Here is a 15,634-nt window from a genome sequence, read left to right on the forward strand (position 1 = left end):
ACCCGCTATGGGTCACAAGAGAAAAACGATGAGAAAAACAACGATACTGGCATTGTTATGGATCTCCCTCTGCTGCACCATCAAGGGACAGCAGGCGGAGGCTCTGCCTGAACCTACCGTGAACCATTCTACAATGATTGGTATCGGCAAAGCATGTCTTTCTGACAGTTATCTCTCTCCACTCACCTACGATGGTGTGAGCGTAACACTGTTGCACGACAGGATCAAAGCTTCTAATTATTTCGGGGGTGAACTTCTGCTGCAACAACAATTTCAGATACAGACAGCTATCACCAAGAATCCAACTGCTTCCGCTTCTGAATATTACGGAGATATCAGGTATCATCTCAACGGCTATTATCCTTTGTTCAAAGCTGATCGTTTCACCCTTCTGGGTGGCGGCGGAGGCGCGTTGACGCTGGGAGGTATTTACAATGTACGGAACTCAAACAACCCCGGCTCACTCAAGACATCCTTCAACTTGCAGCTCTCAACGATGGCCCTCTACCAATGGAAGGAGATCACTTTACGCTGGCAGCTTACCTCTCCCTTTGCAGGGATGTTTTTCTCACCCGAATATGGACACTCCTATTATGAGATTTTTACACTCGGTAACAACAAAGGAACAGTTCATTTCGGCTCTTTCCATAACCAACTGGCACTGAGGAACTATTTTACAATCGACATTCCCATTCGTAACTTCACTCTTAGAACAGGCTATCTGGGTGATTACCTGCGCACCGATGTGAATCAACTCGACACCCGGATCATCTCTCATCAATTTGTAATAGGACTTGCCTTCGAGTCGATTCATTTTGGTGGCAGACAGGTACAAAACAATCCAACCATCGTAAGCAGTTATTACCAATGAGGAATGGCGTGAATCTATAAAATGAAGAATTGTGATGCACTATAATTTTGATGAAATTATTAATAGACAGGGTACCGACTGCGTCAAGTTGGAAAAGATGAAGGCGATCTTCGGTAGGGAAGACCTGATGCCACTTTGGGTGGCTGACATGGATTTCAAGTCGCCTCCGGCAATCACCGATGCTCTCAGTGAAAGGGTAAACCATAAAATCTTTGGTTACACCGTGGCTTCCGAGGGATATTTCCAAGCCATCACAGGATGGCTCGCCGATCGGCATGGCTGGCAGGTTGAAAAAGAAGATATCTGCTTTGTGCCAGGTGTGGTAAAGGGATTCGCCTTTGCCATCGATCAGTTCACTGAAAAAGATGACAAAGTGATTATCCAGCCTCCTGTTTACCACCCCTTCCGGATGGTAACCACCTCACTAGGACGTGAGGTCGTGAACAACCCGTTGTTGTTGGAGGATGGGATGTACAGGATGGACCTGAAGGGGCTCAAATCCATTCTTGCCCACCAAAAATGCAAGATGCTGATTCTTTGCAATCCCCACAATCCGGGTGGCAGGGTGTGGTCACCCGATGAATTGAGGGAACTGGCTGAGATCTGTTACGACAACGATGTTTTTGTCGTTTCCGATGAGATCCATGCCGACCTGGCGCTGCCAGGGTACCGTCATACCCCTTTTGCTACGGTGTCTCAGAAGGCTGCTGCTAATTCACTTACGCTGATGGCTCCCAGTAAGACATTCAACATTGCAGGCATCGTAAGCTCCTTTGCGGTGATTCCGGATAAGCAGATTCGGAAGCATTATTTTTCCTACCTCGAGCCTCGTGAACTCAACCAGGGTACTCTCTTTGCCTATACAGCTACCACGGCAGCGTATGAGCAGTGTGGTGACTGGTTGGACGAGATGCTTGCATATGTGCAGGGCAACATTGATTTTGTGGAAGAATATCTGAATGAGCATATCCCGCAGATCCATGCCATGCGCCCGGAAGCCTCCTTCCTGGTCTGGCTCGACTGCCGCGGGCTGGGTCTCACTCGCGGAGAGCTTGTGAAACTATTCGTGGAAAGGGCTGGGCTTGCTTTGAATGAAGGATCGATGTTTGGGCCCGGTGGCGAAGGCTTTATGCGGCTCAATGTGGGAACATCTCGCTCCGTACTGAAAAAAGCTCTTAATAAACTGAAAAAAGCGATTGATGGATAAACATCAGTTGCAGCCGATTGTTACAACGTTTGCAAACAACATACAACTTTTAAAATATTTATTAAACGATGAAAATTACTGACAACAAATATGTCACACTCACCTATGACCTCAATGTGGGTGAAGGTGAAGAACGGGAATTGATGGAACAGGCTACAGCTGAACATCCGCTGGAGTTCATCTATGGTACCAACTCCATGCTTGAAGCATTTGAAAAGCAGATTGAAGGACTTTCCGAGGGAGATAAGTTTTCATTCCGGCTCACCCCCGATGAAGCCTACGGTGATTACGACGAAGAAAAGGTACTGGATCTGCCCATGTCGATCTTCGAGATAGAGGGCAAGGTCGATGAAAACGTGCTGTTCGAAGGTAACACCGTACCCATGATGGACTCTTCCGGAAATCGTCTCTCCGGCTCGGTGGTTTCGATTGGTGATGAGACTGTGACAATGGACTTCAACCATCCGCTGGCGGGCGAACTGATGCATTTTGAGGGAACCGTTACAGGTGTGCGTGATGCCTCTGCCGAAGAGATCGCTGCACTCTTCTCCGGTGGCGGCTGTGGTTGCGGTTCAAGCTCCGGTGGTGGCTGTGGTTGCGGTGATGGAGAGGATGAAAGTGGCTCCTGTGGTTGCGGTTCAAGCTCCGGCGGAGGTTGTGGTTCCGGTTGCAGCTGCTAACAATACATAAACCTTTGCAAACCGGATGGCTCCCATCCTGGTTTGCCTTTTCTGCTCAATGGACAATAAAGATTGTGTAGCCGTATGAACAGTTTTGGAACACTTTTTCGTTTGACCTCCTTTGGTGAGTCACACGGAGCTGCCGTGGGTGGTGTGATTGACGGATGCCCCCCCGGCTTGCTGATCGATTTGGATTTTATCCAGTCGGAACTTGATAGGCGTCGTCCGGGACAGTCACGCATCACCACTCCTCGCAAGGAGTCTGATAAGGTAGAGTTTCTCTCCGGCATCTTCGAGGGAAAGAGTACTGGTGCACCCATCGGTTTTCTCATTCGCAACGAAAACCAGCAATCATCCGACTACGATCACCTGAAAATGGTCTACCGCCCCTCACATGCCGACTATACCTATCACCTGAAATATGGACACCGTGATCATCGTGGAGGGGGCCGTTCTTCTGCACGTGAAACCATCTCGCGTGTGGTGGCGGGTGCAGTAGCCAAACTCTATCTCAATCAACTGGGCATCCAGATCCGTGCCTTCACCTCGCAGGTGGGACCCATACGGCTGGAGCATGATTACAAGGCTTATGATCTTTCACTGACAGAAGAGAACATGGTTCGCTGTCCCGATCCAGAAACGGCCGAAAGGATGATCAAACTGATTCAGGAGGTACGCTACCAGGGCGACACCATCGGTGGGGTGATTACCTGTGTGGCCAACGGTGTGCCCGCTGGCCTGGGTGAACCAGTCTTTGGTAAGCTGCACGCCTCCCTCGGTTCGGCCATGCTGAGCATCAATGCGGTGAAAGGGTTCGAGTATGGTACCGGATTCAATGTAGAGCAGCGTGGCTCGGAGGTGAATGATCACTTTTTCAATGATGGGGAGAAGATCAACACCCGCACGAATCACTCAGGTGGAATTCAGGCAGGTATTTCCAACGGTCAGGATATCTTTTTCCGGGTAGCCTTCAAGCCGGTAGCCACCATCCTTCAGGAACAAGAGACGGTTGACATTCTTGGCAACGACACCACCATCAAGGCTCATGGAAGGCATGATCCCTGTGTGCTGCCCCGTGCAGTACCCATTGTGGAGGCAATGGCAGCCATCACCTTGATGGATCACTACCTGCTGGCGAAAGGCGGGAAGTAGGTGTGCGACAGTCGTCGCTCTTTCGCCGCTATCGCCCCATCACTTTAAACCTTTTGTCTGATCCGCTATCAAAGAGACAAGTTAAACCTCAAAAGAAGCAGGATGATGAAAAAGATAGCTTACAATCTTGCTCTCGCAATGATACTGTTGGCTGTCGGACCGTTGTCCGCGCAGCCAACCGCTCTGTATAGCCAGACCGACCGGGAGATCTTCAACGAGTACCTCACTGCCATTGAACCCTACCGGGAAGCTCCGTTACAAACCATTTTGGAAAAGACAGCGCTCTTCTTCCTCGGTAGGCCCTACCGGGCTCACACGCTGGAAGGGAGCAGTGAAGAGCATCTTACGGTGAACCTGAGAGAATTCGACTGCACCACCTTTGTGGAGTCGGTAGTAGCACTGTCGCTGACAACTGCAAGTGAGGTGCCTTCGTTCGAGACATTTCTAGTTCATTTGCAGTCGTTGCGCTACCGAAACGGAACAGTCGACGGGTATGCCTCCCGGCTGCACTATGCCACCGACTGGCTTTGGGAGAATGAACAACGGGGTATTATCTGTAACCTGTCCGCTTTACGGGGGGGGGTGAAGGAGGAGAAGACACTCAATTTTATCACCGCCCACCGTGAAGCGTATAGCCGCCTGAAAGAGGATGATGCAATGCTGGATCGCATTGCCGTCATGGAAGAGATGGTCAAACGGAGAGGTGGATTTTATTATCTGCCCAAAGAGAAGATAAAAAAAATGGCAGATCATATCCCCCATATGGCGATCATCCTTTTCTCCACCGCTATTGAGGGATTGGATGTCACCCACATGGGATTCGCTTTCAGGAAAGGGGGGCAACTCACCTTCCTGCACGCCTCCAGTACGGGAAAGGTGAAGATTGATGAGTGTTCTATAGAAGAATATACCCGTAATCAGCGGAACACTACCGGTATCATTGTTGCAGTGATCAATCCTGCCTATTCAAAGTGATTCTTCTCCCCCGATTTCTTATTCTTGACCTGTTTTCCTGCAAACCATCTGTCGGTAAGTTTGAATGCCAGATTGACCATTAGCACAAGCAATGCTGCGATGATCAACTGCCAGTACATTGCCAGTGCCGCCAGACAACCCAGTGCGGCGCTGCACCAGATGGTGGCAGCGGTAGTAAGGCCATGTACACTGGGGCCCCTGTGAAGGATCACACCTGCTCCCAGAAACCCGATGCCGGTGATGATCTGACCCACGATGCGGGAAGCATCCCCTTCACTCTCATTGAGCAACTCCAGCGATATGAGCACGTAAATCGCTGCACCAATCGCAACCAGCGTGTTGGTCCGTAAGCCGGCACTCTTGTTGTTGATCTCGCGCTCTAGACCCACGGCAGCACCGGCGGCAGTGGCAGCCAGCAGACGGATAATGAATTCCAAAGGTTCCATATTTTTCGTTCTTAATTGTACATAGTGATGATCTGTTCAGCTCGCTTCACGAAGTTATGCATTCTTTGTTGATCCTCCTCCTTCATGGAGGGCAAGCTCTCGTACGGCCAGGGAATCAGCCGATAGCGGATACCATCATCGTGAGCTGTTTTCTCTACCCATACCAATGAGTAACCGCAAGTGTCAATCACAGCCGGTGACTCTTCATCCTTCATGCGAATCACAATCTCTGCCAGCATTCCTCCATCGGTTAACTCCTGCTGCTGGTTGGAGATGAAATTGCCGAGTGAGTAATAAACCACATTTCGGATCTCGCCTTGATCTTTTTCCACCTTCATCGGCTGCACCACGTGCGGGTGGTGCCCAATGATGATCTGCACGCCCTTACGCAAGAGAAGATCGGCAATTGTTTGCTGTTGTTGCGAGGGGTTGATGCGGTATTCCTCCCCCCAATGGAGCTGAGCGACGATGATGTCTGGCTTGTAGAGTTCTGCCATTTTCAGATCACGGACGATCTGCACACTGTCGATGAGGTTTACCACGTTCGGTTCTTTCACAGGGAGCCCGTTGGTGTCATAGCTGTAGTTAAGAAAGGCGATCCGGATTCCGTTCTGTATCACCATCAGTGGATAGTAGAGTGATCGTTTTTCAGGGTCCGCAAAAGTGCCTGTATGTCGGATGCCGAGGGAGTCCAGCACTTGAATTGTTCTCTCCACCCCTCTGCGCCCTCGATCCACGGCATGGTTGTTGGCCTGGAAGAAAATGTCGAAGCCGGAATCACGTAACGCTGTTGCAAACGCATCGGGAGCGCTGAAGAGGGGATAGCCGCTGTAAGGTTCGCCACCCAGTGTGGTTTCGAAATTGACGCCCACCAGATCGGCATTGCTGATCTTCTCCTTCAACAGGTGAAAACAGGAATCGTACTGGTAAAGGCCATCTTCACCCCTGGCTGAATGGATTTGTGGCAAATGTTGCATGGCATCTCCAGCAAAGAGAAGAGTGACACTTCTCTCCTGAGACTTCACCTGTGTGAACTGCAACAGGAACAGCAAGATCCAGAGTGTTGTTCGCATATTGATTGGTTTTCATGAATATTTCTGTGTCAAAATAGAATGAAAACGATTATCGCAGCCTGCAACCTCCTCCTCCGGTGTAATCAGTTCAGGAATACTGGTCTGATATCTTCTCCTTGATCTCCTCTGCGGGAGGAATCTTCACAGGCTGATCGGGCTGGAGGATAGAATGGTATGCATCAGGTTGGGATAGCAGTTCGATGGCTTTGTCATATGCCGCGTCGTCCGATAACTGATGCTTGAGCACCCCCTTCTTGTAATGATATCGCTGCACGATCTCCGTTTCAATCATGCTCCTGATATCATCCCTGAAGAGTACCAGATCCCTGTCGAGGTTGGGCTTCAGCTTTGCTTCCAGTGCCTTGTACTCATCGGCAGCCACATCCATGTATCCCTCGAACTCCATCAGACTCTTCAGCTGCTGCAGTGTGCGTTCACTGAACTGGTCGTAGGTGAAATTCTTCGATTTCACAAAGTCGATGAAGGTGTTGTAGTCGCTATCCGGTAATCGAAAGAGGTGGGGAGGAGCAATCTCCTTGTGTTTTTGAACCCATTCCGTTACGTAGTCGAAGATGATGTTCTCGGTCATCAGGTAATAGGCGATCGTACCCCCACTCTTCTGGGGGATGGTGATATCGGGTGTAATGCCACCGCCATCGCGAACCTCACGACCGTTGCGGGTATGATATATGTTCGTCAGCGAGTCGGGTACACGTGCCACGCTGCCATCCGGGTTGCGGTGTGAATAGTCGAGTGCTTGAATGCAGCGGCCGCTGGGGATGTAATACTTCGATGTGGTAATCTTGATGTTACCCCCATAGGGGAGGTTGCGGGGTGTCTGCACCAGTCCCTTGCCAAAGGAACGATTCCCTACGATTACAGCACGATCGAGGTCCTGAAGTGCGCCTGCCACGATCTCCGATGCCGATGCCGAACCGGTATCGATCAGTACCACGATGGGTATGATTTCGTCCAGCGGCTGCTCCTGTGTGAAGTAGGAGCGATCCCACTGTTTCAACTTCCCTTTGGTGGAAACAATCTCTTCTCCTTTGGGTACAAAGAGGTTGACAATTTCGACTGCTTCATCGAGGATGCCGCCCCCGTTGCCACGCAGGTCCATGATCAGAGAGGAGGCCCCTTTCTCCTTTAATTCTGCTACTGTCTCCTTGACCCGGTCGGCACTCCGTGTGGTGAAGCTGCCAAAATGGAAATAGCCTATTCCCTCATCTGTTACCTCGGCATAGGTGATGGGATCCATCTCAATCTTTTCCCTTTCAATGTTAAAGGTGCGCACCCTTCTCTCACCAGGTCGTTTTATTTTCAACTTGAGCATGGTGCCGGGAATTCCCTTCAACTTGTCACTCACCTCCTTTACAGCAGCTTTGCGCATATCCTCCCCGTCAATCTCCAGGATGACATCGCCCGCTTTCAGCCCTGCCTTGTCGGCCGGGAGACCTTCGTAAGGTTCGTTGATGATCACTTTTTCGTTGTTGTAGGAGATGATGGCGCCGATACCGGCATACTCACCCGTGGTCAGGAACTGCAGGTCACCCATGTTCTCCTCTGCGTAATACTCGGTGTAGGGATCCAGCCGGGTAAGCATGCTGTGAATCGTTCGCTGCACCAGGTTGTTCACTTCTATGCTGTCCACGTAGAAAAGATCCAGTTCACGCAGGACGGAATTGAAGATGTCAATATTTTTGTTGATGTCATAGTAGCGTTTGTTCTGTTGCTCATCGGGTACTTGTGCAATCATGTGCAAAGCTGTGAAAGATGCCAGCAGCAGTAAAGAGAATTTCTTCATATGGAGGTTATCACTTAATGGTTGTTCCTGATACGGGCCTGTATGTTGCGACCCATTCATGGGCAAAGGAACAAATTTTTTGTGAAAATGTCTCTTACTTTTGGTTATATGTTTATAATAATGCCTTGCAAAGCAGATTATCTTTATCTTTGCGGTCGATCTTCCATTAACAGTCTATTAGGATGCGCACACTTTTTCGTTACATGTCCCTGCCATTGTTGGTTGGGTTGCTCATATTCACCGGCACCTGTCTGATAGGACCCGGGAGCGTTCCGAATATGCCAGAAGGGTTCCCATGGGACAAGGTAGCCCATTTCGGACTCTTCTTCCTTCTCTCCGCCGTCTCTCTCTACGATTACGATAAGCTGCACAGCGGTGCACCCTCTCGCATCAGGTGGATCTTTTGGGGGGTTATCCTGCCGGTGCTCTACGGAGGTCTCATCGAATTGCTGCAGCTCTATATCTTTACCACACGCAGTGCCGAGATGGGCGATTTGATCGCTGATGTTGCAGGATCACTTACCGCTTTGTTGCTTGCAATAATTTGGGTGAGAAAAGGAAAAAATCAATAAAAAATATATCTTTGTAAATTAACAACGCCAGGTCATCATGCAGAAATATACTTCAATAGTGGCTGTTTTACTTTTACTGCTCTCATGCAACGGATCATCCAATCAGAAGCAAAGCAGAAACATGACCCCTACATCCGGTGTCGACACGTTGGAGGTCGGGGAACGGAAAGCAGATGATTATCAGTTTCTGGTAAGGGTGGTGGATGAAGCTCCCGATTTTCGGATGCAGCTCCCGGAAGGTGACAGCGTCACTCTCTCCTCCCTGCGCGGAAAAGTGGTGATGCTGCAATTCACTGCCAGCTGGTGTGGTGTTTGCAGAAAAGAGATGCCCTATATTGAATCAGAGATATGGCAGCGTCACAAGCACAATCCCTCTTTTGCCCTTTATGGCATTGATCGTGAGGAGCCTGTTGAGAAGGTGAAGGAGCTGGTCAACGCTACCGGTGTCACCTATCCGATCGGACTTGACCCGGATGCCTCCATCTTCTGTCGTTATGCCGAGAAAGAGGCCGGCATCACCCGCAACGTGATCATCGACAGGGAGGGTGAAATCGTGATGCTCACCCGCCTGTTCAAAGAAGAAGAATTCAACTATATGGTACAAGTGATAGATTCTTTGTTGTTGGATAATTAAATTAAATGCCTTATGAAGTACGAAGATTTAAAAATTCTGGATGAGTTGAGAGAAAAAGGTAGCATTACCGAAGAGGAATACCAGCGTGAGAAAGCAAAGATGCTGAACGATGAGGCCTCTCATGCGAACAGTGGAAAACAACCCCTGTTCGGGTTGACTGAAAACACCTACCTGATGCTGATGCATCTCTCACAGTTTGCAGGCGCCATCGTGCCGCTGGCCGGTTTTGTAGTGCCCATCATCATGTGGACAACCCAGAAGGATGTGAACGCGCAAGTTGATATGCATGGCAAGAACATCCTCAATGCGATCATCAGTTACGCGATCTACGCGCTCATATTGACCATTACAGTCATCGGTATTCCCGTAGCCATTGTCTTGGGTGTTTTATATGCAGTTTTCGTGGTCATTGCAACAGTAAAAGCAAACAACGGTGAGTACTGGAAATATCCCTTTACGATACAATTTATCAAATAATGGCGCAGGAGCAACTGGTAAACTATTCAAACGTACAACTTAACCGCGATGAGAACATCATCCTGCGGAACGTAAACCTCACGGTGAACCGTGGCGACTTTCTCTACATCATTGGCAAGGTGGGATCGGGGAAAAGCACCCTGATGAAAAGCATGTATGCGGAGCTGCCCGTTGAGTCGGGCAGCGCACGCGTGTTCGATTATGAACTGGCCACGATCAAACGCCGCCTTGTTCCTTTTTTGCGTCGCAAAATCGGAATTGTCTTCCAGGATTTTCAGTTGTTGATTGACCGTACGGTGGAGAAGAACCTGGAATTCGTGCTCAGGGCTACCGGCTGGAAGAACAAGCGGGAGATCAGCGACCGCATCCACGAGGTGTTGGTTCAGGTGGGGATGCAAAACAAGACCTACAAGATGCCGCATGAACTCTCAGGCGGAGAACAACAACGTGTGGTGATTGCCCGTGCACTGCTCAACTCTCCGGCACTGATCCTGGCCGATGAACCTACGGGCAACCTCGATCCCGAAACGGGAAGCCAGATTGTTTCCCTATTGCATGAGATTGCAGAGAGAGGTACGGCAGTTATCATGTCAACGCACAACTATTCCATCGTAGAAGCGTTCCCGGGCAAGATCATGCGTTGTGAAAACATGGAATTGCTGATGATGGCCAATTGAGCACCATCATTCTGAGCTTCTCTTTTTTTATGACATCAGCCAAATCACTCTCTCTTTTTTTGTACCTTTGCATCTTCATTGAACAGATCTTACTAAAATTACTCGATCGTGGCTGATACAAAGTATATTTTTATTACGGGCGGCGTTGTTTCCTCTCTGGGTAAGGGAATTATTGCGGCATCACTCGGAAAGCTGTTACAGGCAAGAGGGTATAAGGTAACCATTCAGAAGTTCGACCCATACATCAATGTGGATCCCGGGACACTGAATCCCTATGAACATGGTGAATGCTATGTCACCATCGACGGACATGAAGCCGACCTCGACCTGGGGCATTATGAGCGATTCCTGAACATACAAACCACCAAAGACAACAACATCACCACCGGACGCATCTATCAGAATGTGATCCAGAAAGAGCGTCGTGGTGATTACCTGGGCAAAACAGTGCAGGTGATTCCCCACATTACCGATGAGATCAAACGGAACGTGAAGTTGCTCGGTGTGAAGAAAAAGTTCGATTTCGTGATCACAGAGATCGGTGGTACGGTGGGTGATATCGAGTCAACCCCCTTCCTGGAAGCGGTACGCCAACTGCGCTGGGAACTGGGCAGAAATTGCTTCTGCCTGCACCTTACCTATGTGCCCTACATTGCTGCGGCCGGTGAGGTGAAGACCAAACCCACGCAACATTCGGTGAAGGAGTTGCAGTCGCTCGGTATTCAACCCGACATGCTGGTGTTGCGTACCGAACGGAAGCTGAGCAAGGGTGTACTGGACAAGGTGGCTCTGTTCTGCAACGTGGAGCAGGGTGCCGTGATGCAGTCGGTCGACGTTTCCACCATCTACGAGGTTCCGGTGATGATGCAGAAGCAGGGGATGGATGAGATTGTACTGCGCAAGATGAACATGCCAGTGGGTGAACCCGCCGACTTGGAACCATGGAAGGCTTTCCTCCAGAAGCGAAAAGATGCGCGCAAAGAGGTGCGTATCAAGTTGGTGGGCAAGTATGCCGAACTGCCGGATGCTTACAAGTCGATCAATGAATCCCTTTCACAGGCAGCCATATACAACGACAGGCAGCTGGTGTTGGATGTTTGTCATTCCGAAAAGATTACCGCCGAAAATGCAAACGAGATGCTTGGCGACGCCGATGGCATTGTGATCGCTCCGGGCTTTGGGCAGCGCGGTATCGAGGGTAAGTTTGTCGCTTTGCGTTATGCCCGTGAAAACGATGTTCCCACCTTTGGCATCTGCCTGGGGATGCAGTGTATGGTGATAGAATATGCCCGCTCGGTATTGGGACTGGAAGGTGCCAACTCCACCGAGATGGATTCCATGACACCCCACAAGGTGATCGATCTGATGGAGGAACAGAAGCATATCACCAATATGGGTGCCTCAATGCGTTTGGGAGCGTACGATTGTCTGTTGAAGAAAGGATCGCTGGCATACAAAGCGTACGGAAAATCGAAGATTGAGGAACGCCACCGGCATCGTTATGAGTTCAACAATGCCTATAAGGAGAGTTACGAGGCAGCCGGAATGAAATGCAGCGGCATCAACCCCGATTCAGACCTGGTGGAGGTGGTGGAAGTACCCTCCCTGCGTTGGTATCTGGGAACACAGTATCATCCGGAATACAACAGTACGGTTATTTCGCCCAACCCTCTGTTTATGAGTTTTATGCTGGCGGCATCAGAAACAAGAGAATTGAGAAAGAAAAAATAGCTTATCACTTTGCAGCCACCGGCTGCTGACAACTGAAATATGGACAAAAATACTATCATAGGATTGCTGCTGATTACGGCGATTATCATCGGCTTTTCTATTTACAACAGACCCTCACAGGAACAAATTGCTGCGCAGAAACGGATGCAGGACTCACTTGCACTCGTCGAAATGGAGCGTGCGGCTGTCACTGCAAACAGTGTCGATGACACCCTTGAAAATGTAGGTGAGTCAACCCAGGGAAGCAATGCCGCCGATTTCTTCGGTGCCGCTGCCGCAACACCTACGACTGCCACCGATACCACGGTCGCTGCAAGCCTTGCTTATTCCGATTCGCTCTCGCTGACGGCATCCTCCGATAAAACCGAACAAACGGTGGTGCTGGAGAACGAAAAGGTAAGGATCCGACTCAACACCCTGGGAGGAAGCATCCGGTCGGTACAGCTCAAGGAATACCTGCAACATACCGGTGACAGCCTTTATCTTTTCCAGAATGATGAGGCCCGTTTTAACATGGATCTCTTCAACCGCAACAGTGTACGCCTCTCAACCGAAACGGAGGTGTTCACCCCTATCCGGAATGCAGACGGGAACAGTGTGACCATGCGGTTGCAGACCACACCGGGTCAATACATCGACTTCATCTACACGTTACCTGCCGATGAGTACATGATGGCTTTTGAGGTGCGTGTGGCCGGCATGCGCAATGCCCTTCACCCGGAGAGCCTCACCAACTTCAAGATGTTCTGGGAACAGGATATCCGTCAACAGGAGAAGGGGAGGATGTTCGAGAATCGCTACGCGCGCATTCATTACAAATACGACCGTCAGGATGTGCAGAAGATGAGCGAATCGAAAGATGATAAAAAGGAGCTTTCAGATCCGCTTAAATGGTTTGCCTTCAAGGATCAGTACTTCTCTGCGATTGTAATCGGAGAGAAACCTTTCAGCAATACCATCCTCACCTCGAAAGTGCTGGATGATCCCGACCATATCAAATCCTATGCTGCCGAGGTATGGGTGCCGGGTGAGTTGAGTGCCGAGAGTGACTTGATCACCGCCGGTTTCAACTACTATTTCGGGCCGGTACATTTTAACACGCTGAAGGCCTACGACAAAGGGGTGAGCGACAGTTCGCAGAAGCTGGAACTGGAGGAGACCGTTTACCTGGGTTACCGTTGGCTGAGCTGGGTGAACAAGTGGCTCGTGATTCCCGTCTTCAATTTCTTCCTCTCCCTGAATTGGAGCATGGGGCTGATCATCCTGATCCTGACGCTGATGGTGAAACTGGTGATCTCTCCGCTCACCTACAAATCCTACATCTCCTCCGCCAAGATGAGGGTATTGCGCCCGCAGATACAGGAGCTGGAGAAAAAATTTCCCGGCAAGGAGCAGGATATGATGATGAAGCGTCAACAAGCCACCATGGAGCTTTACAACAAGGTGGGGGTAAGCCCGATGAGCGGATGCCTTCCCATGCTGATCCAGATGCCGGTGTTGCTGGCCCTCTTCTTCTTCTTCCCCTCGGCCATCGAGTTGCGCCAGCAGGGATTCCTCTGGGCCGACGACCTCTCCACCTTCGATTCGCTGATCTCATGGAGCGGTGATATCCCCTTCGTGACCAAGTACCTGGGCAACCACATCAGCATCTTCTGTCTGTTGATGACGGTGGTGAACGTCTTCTACACCAAGTACAACATGAGCATGACCGACACCGGTGCACAGACAATGCCGGGGATGAAGTACATGCCCATTTTCATGTCGGTATTCATGTTCTTCTTCTTGAACTCCTATCCCGCAGGTCTTAACTATTACTATTTCCTCTCCACGCTTTACACCATTGTGATCACCCTGATCATGAAACAGACCATCAACGAGGATAAGATACTCGCAGAGCTGGAAGCCAACAAGAAGAAACCGAAAAAGAAATCGGGTTTCATGGCACGACTTGCCGAAGCACAGAAGCTTCAGGAGAAGCAGGCACGCGAGAAGGCAAAAGAGAATGCCAAACGCAATTACCGATAAGAAATCAGATATCTGATTCCATTTTGGCCGGGAGTATTTGCTCCCGGCTTTTTTTAATTACCCTGGTAAAAGGAGGGTGAACTAAATATTCAGATGATTGTTCTAACTATGAATTTGCCTCTGATTAAGAGCTCATGCTTTTCTCGATTTAAAGAGGCTTTCAGATGAAACCGTGGAATTTTTTAACAACAAACTGATAAACATTGAGGTTATGAGTGAAGAAAAAAAAGTGCTCGAATATGATGAGGATGATTCGCTGAAATTTATCAGGGAAAATTTACCCGAAGAGATGAAGAGTGAACTCTCTGACGATGAAATTAACTACATTGTCGATCTGGTTTATGAGTTCTATGAGGAGAAGGGGTTCCTGGATGAAAACGATGACACTGAAATCGAGATCGATGAGGATGAGTTACTCGAGTACATTTTGAAGAATGCCCGCAAGGATGGTATCAAAGACTATACCGACGAACAGATTGAAGCCATCGTTTCGGGTGAACTAGCCTACTGTGATACCCTTAATCTATTCGATTGAGGATATCTATCTCTCAGACAGAGATGATACTTTATTTTTCAATTATTATATAAACAAGACAAACTATGAACCAATTTTCAAAAGTATTTGCCATTGCTCTCTTGGGAGGTGCGATGATATTCTCCAGTTGTGGATTGAACAGAACAGTACAGGGTGGCGGCATTGGTGCAGGCGCAGGAGCTGCCGTAGGTGCCGGTGTGGGTGCCATTGCCGGAGGTGGCAAAGGAGCCGCCATTGGTGCCGGTATCGGAGCTGTGCTAGGCGGAACGGCCGGTGCCATCATCGGCAACAAGATGGACAAGCAGGCAGCTGAACTGGAGCAGATTGAAGGTGCTCAGGTGGAGAAAGTAAACGAAGGTGAAGCCATCAAGGTCACTTTTGAATCAGGTATTCTCTATGCCACCAACTCCAGCACGCTGAACATTGCTTCCCGTACTTCGCTCGACAAGTTCGCCACTTCACTGTTGAACAATCCCGATACCGACGTCAGGATTTACGGACATACCGACAGTACCGGCAGCGATGCCATCAACAACCCGTTGTCGGAACGTCGTGCTGAATCTGTTTACAACTACCTGATCTCAAAAGGAGTTTCAGGTACCCGCATGGTTTATGAAGGATTCGGTTCCACCCAACCGGTGGCAGACAACAGTACCGTTGCCGGCAGAGCTGAAAACCGCCGTGTTGAGGTATACATCCTGCCCAACGCCAAGATGATTCAGGAAGCACAGGAACAAGCTCAGTAATCGAGCTGAGGAAAATTAAATTTAATCGC

Annotated in this window: 16 protein-coding genes; 13 read left to right on the forward strand and 3 right to left on the reverse strand. The window is 49.6% G+C overall.

Annotation, left to right across the window (positions count from 1 at the left end; genetic code table 11):
• The first annotated feature begins 28 nt into the window (after positions 1-28).
• The 5 genes from JS578_11915 to JS578_11935 all read left to right on the forward strand — a co-directional run bounded on the left by JS578_11915 (position 29) and on the right by JS578_11935 (position 4,885).
• Positions 29-871, forward strand: a complete 843-nt coding sequence (locus JS578_11915; GenBank protein QRX63547.1) for a DUF3316 domain-containing protein — start codon at positions 29-31, stop codon at positions 869-871.
• A gap of 34 nt (positions 872-905) precedes the next feature.
• Positions 906-2,078 carry a pyridoxal phosphate-dependent aminotransferase gene (locus JS578_11920; protein QRX63548.1) on the forward strand — a complete coding sequence of 391 codons (1,173 nt, stop codon included), beginning with the start codon at positions 906-908 and terminating at the stop codon, positions 2,076-2,078.
• Positions 2,079-2,146: 68 nt separating this feature from the next.
• On the forward strand, positions 2,147-2,758 hold the full coding sequence (locus JS578_11925) for an FKBP-type peptidyl-prolyl cis-trans isomerase (GenBank protein ID QRX63549.1): 612 nt from the start codon (positions 2,147-2,149) through the stop codon (positions 2,756-2,758).
• 84 nt (positions 2,759-2,842) lie between these two features.
• Entirely contained in the window at positions 2,843-3,910 is a 1,068-nt protein-coding gene (gene aroC / locus JS578_11930) for a chorismate synthase (GenBank protein ID QRX63550.1), read from the forward strand.
• Between the two features lie 102 nt (positions 3,911-4,012).
• Positions 4,013-4,885, forward strand: coding sequence for a DUF1460 domain-containing protein (locus JS578_11935; protein QRX63551.1), 873 nt, complete (start codon positions 4,013-4,015; stop codon positions 4,883-4,885).
• Here JS578_11935 and JS578_11940 read toward each other — a convergent pair.
• The 3 genes from JS578_11940 to JS578_11950 all read right to left on the reverse strand — a co-directional run bounded on the left by JS578_11940 (position 4,873) and on the right by JS578_11950 (position 8,268).
• Positions 4,873-5,331, reverse strand: coding sequence for an MgtC/SapB family protein (locus JS578_11940; protein QRX63552.1), 459 nt, complete (start codon positions 5,329-5,331; stop codon positions 4,873-4,875). The genes JS578_11935 and JS578_11940 overlap by 13 nt on opposite strands.
• Positions 5,332-5,342: 11 nt before the next feature.
• On the reverse strand, positions 5,343-6,404 hold the full coding sequence (locus tag JS578_11945; protein ID QRX63553.1) for a CapA family protein: 1,062 nt from the start codon (positions 6,402-6,404) through the stop codon (positions 5,343-5,345).
• A gap of 88 nt (positions 6,405-6,492) precedes the next feature.
• Positions 6,493-8,268, reverse strand: a complete 1,776-nt coding sequence (locus JS578_11950) for a S41 family peptidase (GenBank protein QRX63554.1) — start codon at positions 8,266-8,268, stop codon at positions 6,493-6,495.
• A gap of 122 nt (positions 8,269-8,390) precedes the next feature.
• Here JS578_11950 and JS578_11955 point away from each other — a divergent pair, with 122 nt between their 5' ends.
• The 8 genes from JS578_11955 to JS578_11990 all read left to right on the forward strand — a co-directional run bounded on the left by JS578_11955 (position 8,391) and on the right by JS578_11990 (position 15,605).
• Positions 8,391-8,780 carry a VanZ family protein gene (locus tag JS578_11955; protein ID QRX63555.1) on the forward strand — a complete coding sequence of 130 codons (390 nt, stop codon included), beginning with the start codon at positions 8,391-8,393 and terminating at the stop codon, positions 8,778-8,780.
• 37 nt (positions 8,781-8,817) lie between these two features.
• Complete coding sequence (locus tag JS578_11960; protein ID QRX63556.1) at positions 8,818-9,414, forward strand: TlpA family protein disulfide reductase; 597 nt, start codon at positions 8,818-8,820, stop codon at positions 9,412-9,414.
• A gap of 12 nt (positions 9,415-9,426) precedes the next feature.
• Positions 9,427-9,891 (forward strand): DUF4870 domain-containing protein, encoded by a 465-nt coding sequence (locus JS578_11965; GenBank protein ID QRX63557.1) that lies wholly within the window; start codon positions 9,427-9,429, stop codon positions 9,889-9,891.
• Positions 9,891-10,568: an ATP-binding cassette domain-containing protein gene (locus tag JS578_11970; GenBank protein QRX63558.1), complete on the forward strand. Its 678-nt coding sequence runs from the start codon at positions 9,891-9,893 to the stop codon at positions 10,566-10,568. Before JS578_11965 ends, JS578_11970 begins: the two co-directional genes overlap by 1 nt.
• Before the next feature lie 108 nt (positions 10,569-10,676).
• Positions 10,677-12,299: a CTP synthase gene (locus tag JS578_11975; protein ID QRX63559.1), complete on the forward strand. Its 1,623-nt coding sequence runs from the start codon at positions 10,677-10,679 to the stop codon at positions 12,297-12,299.
• 39 nt (positions 12,300-12,338) lie between these two features.
• Positions 12,339-14,324: a membrane protein insertase YidC gene (yidC, locus tag JS578_11980; GenBank protein ID QRX63560.1), complete on the forward strand. Its 1,986-nt coding sequence runs from the start codon at positions 12,339-12,341 to the stop codon at positions 14,322-14,324.
• A gap of 211 nt (positions 14,325-14,535) precedes the next feature.
• Positions 14,536-14,859, forward strand: a complete 324-nt coding sequence (locus tag JS578_11985; protein QRX63561.1) for a hypothetical protein — start codon at positions 14,536-14,538, stop codon at positions 14,857-14,859.
• A 65-nt stretch (positions 14,860-14,924) separates the two neighbouring features.
• Complete coding sequence (locus JS578_11990) at positions 14,925-15,605, forward strand: OmpA family protein (protein QRX63562.1); 681 nt, start codon at positions 14,925-14,927, stop codon at positions 15,603-15,605.
• Positions 15,606-15,634: the final 29 nt, after the last annotated feature.

This window comes from Dysgonomonadaceae bacterium zrk40, from assembly GCA_016916535.1.
GTDB lineage: Bacteria > Bacteroidota > Bacteroidia > Bacteroidales > Dysgonomonadaceae > Proteiniphilum.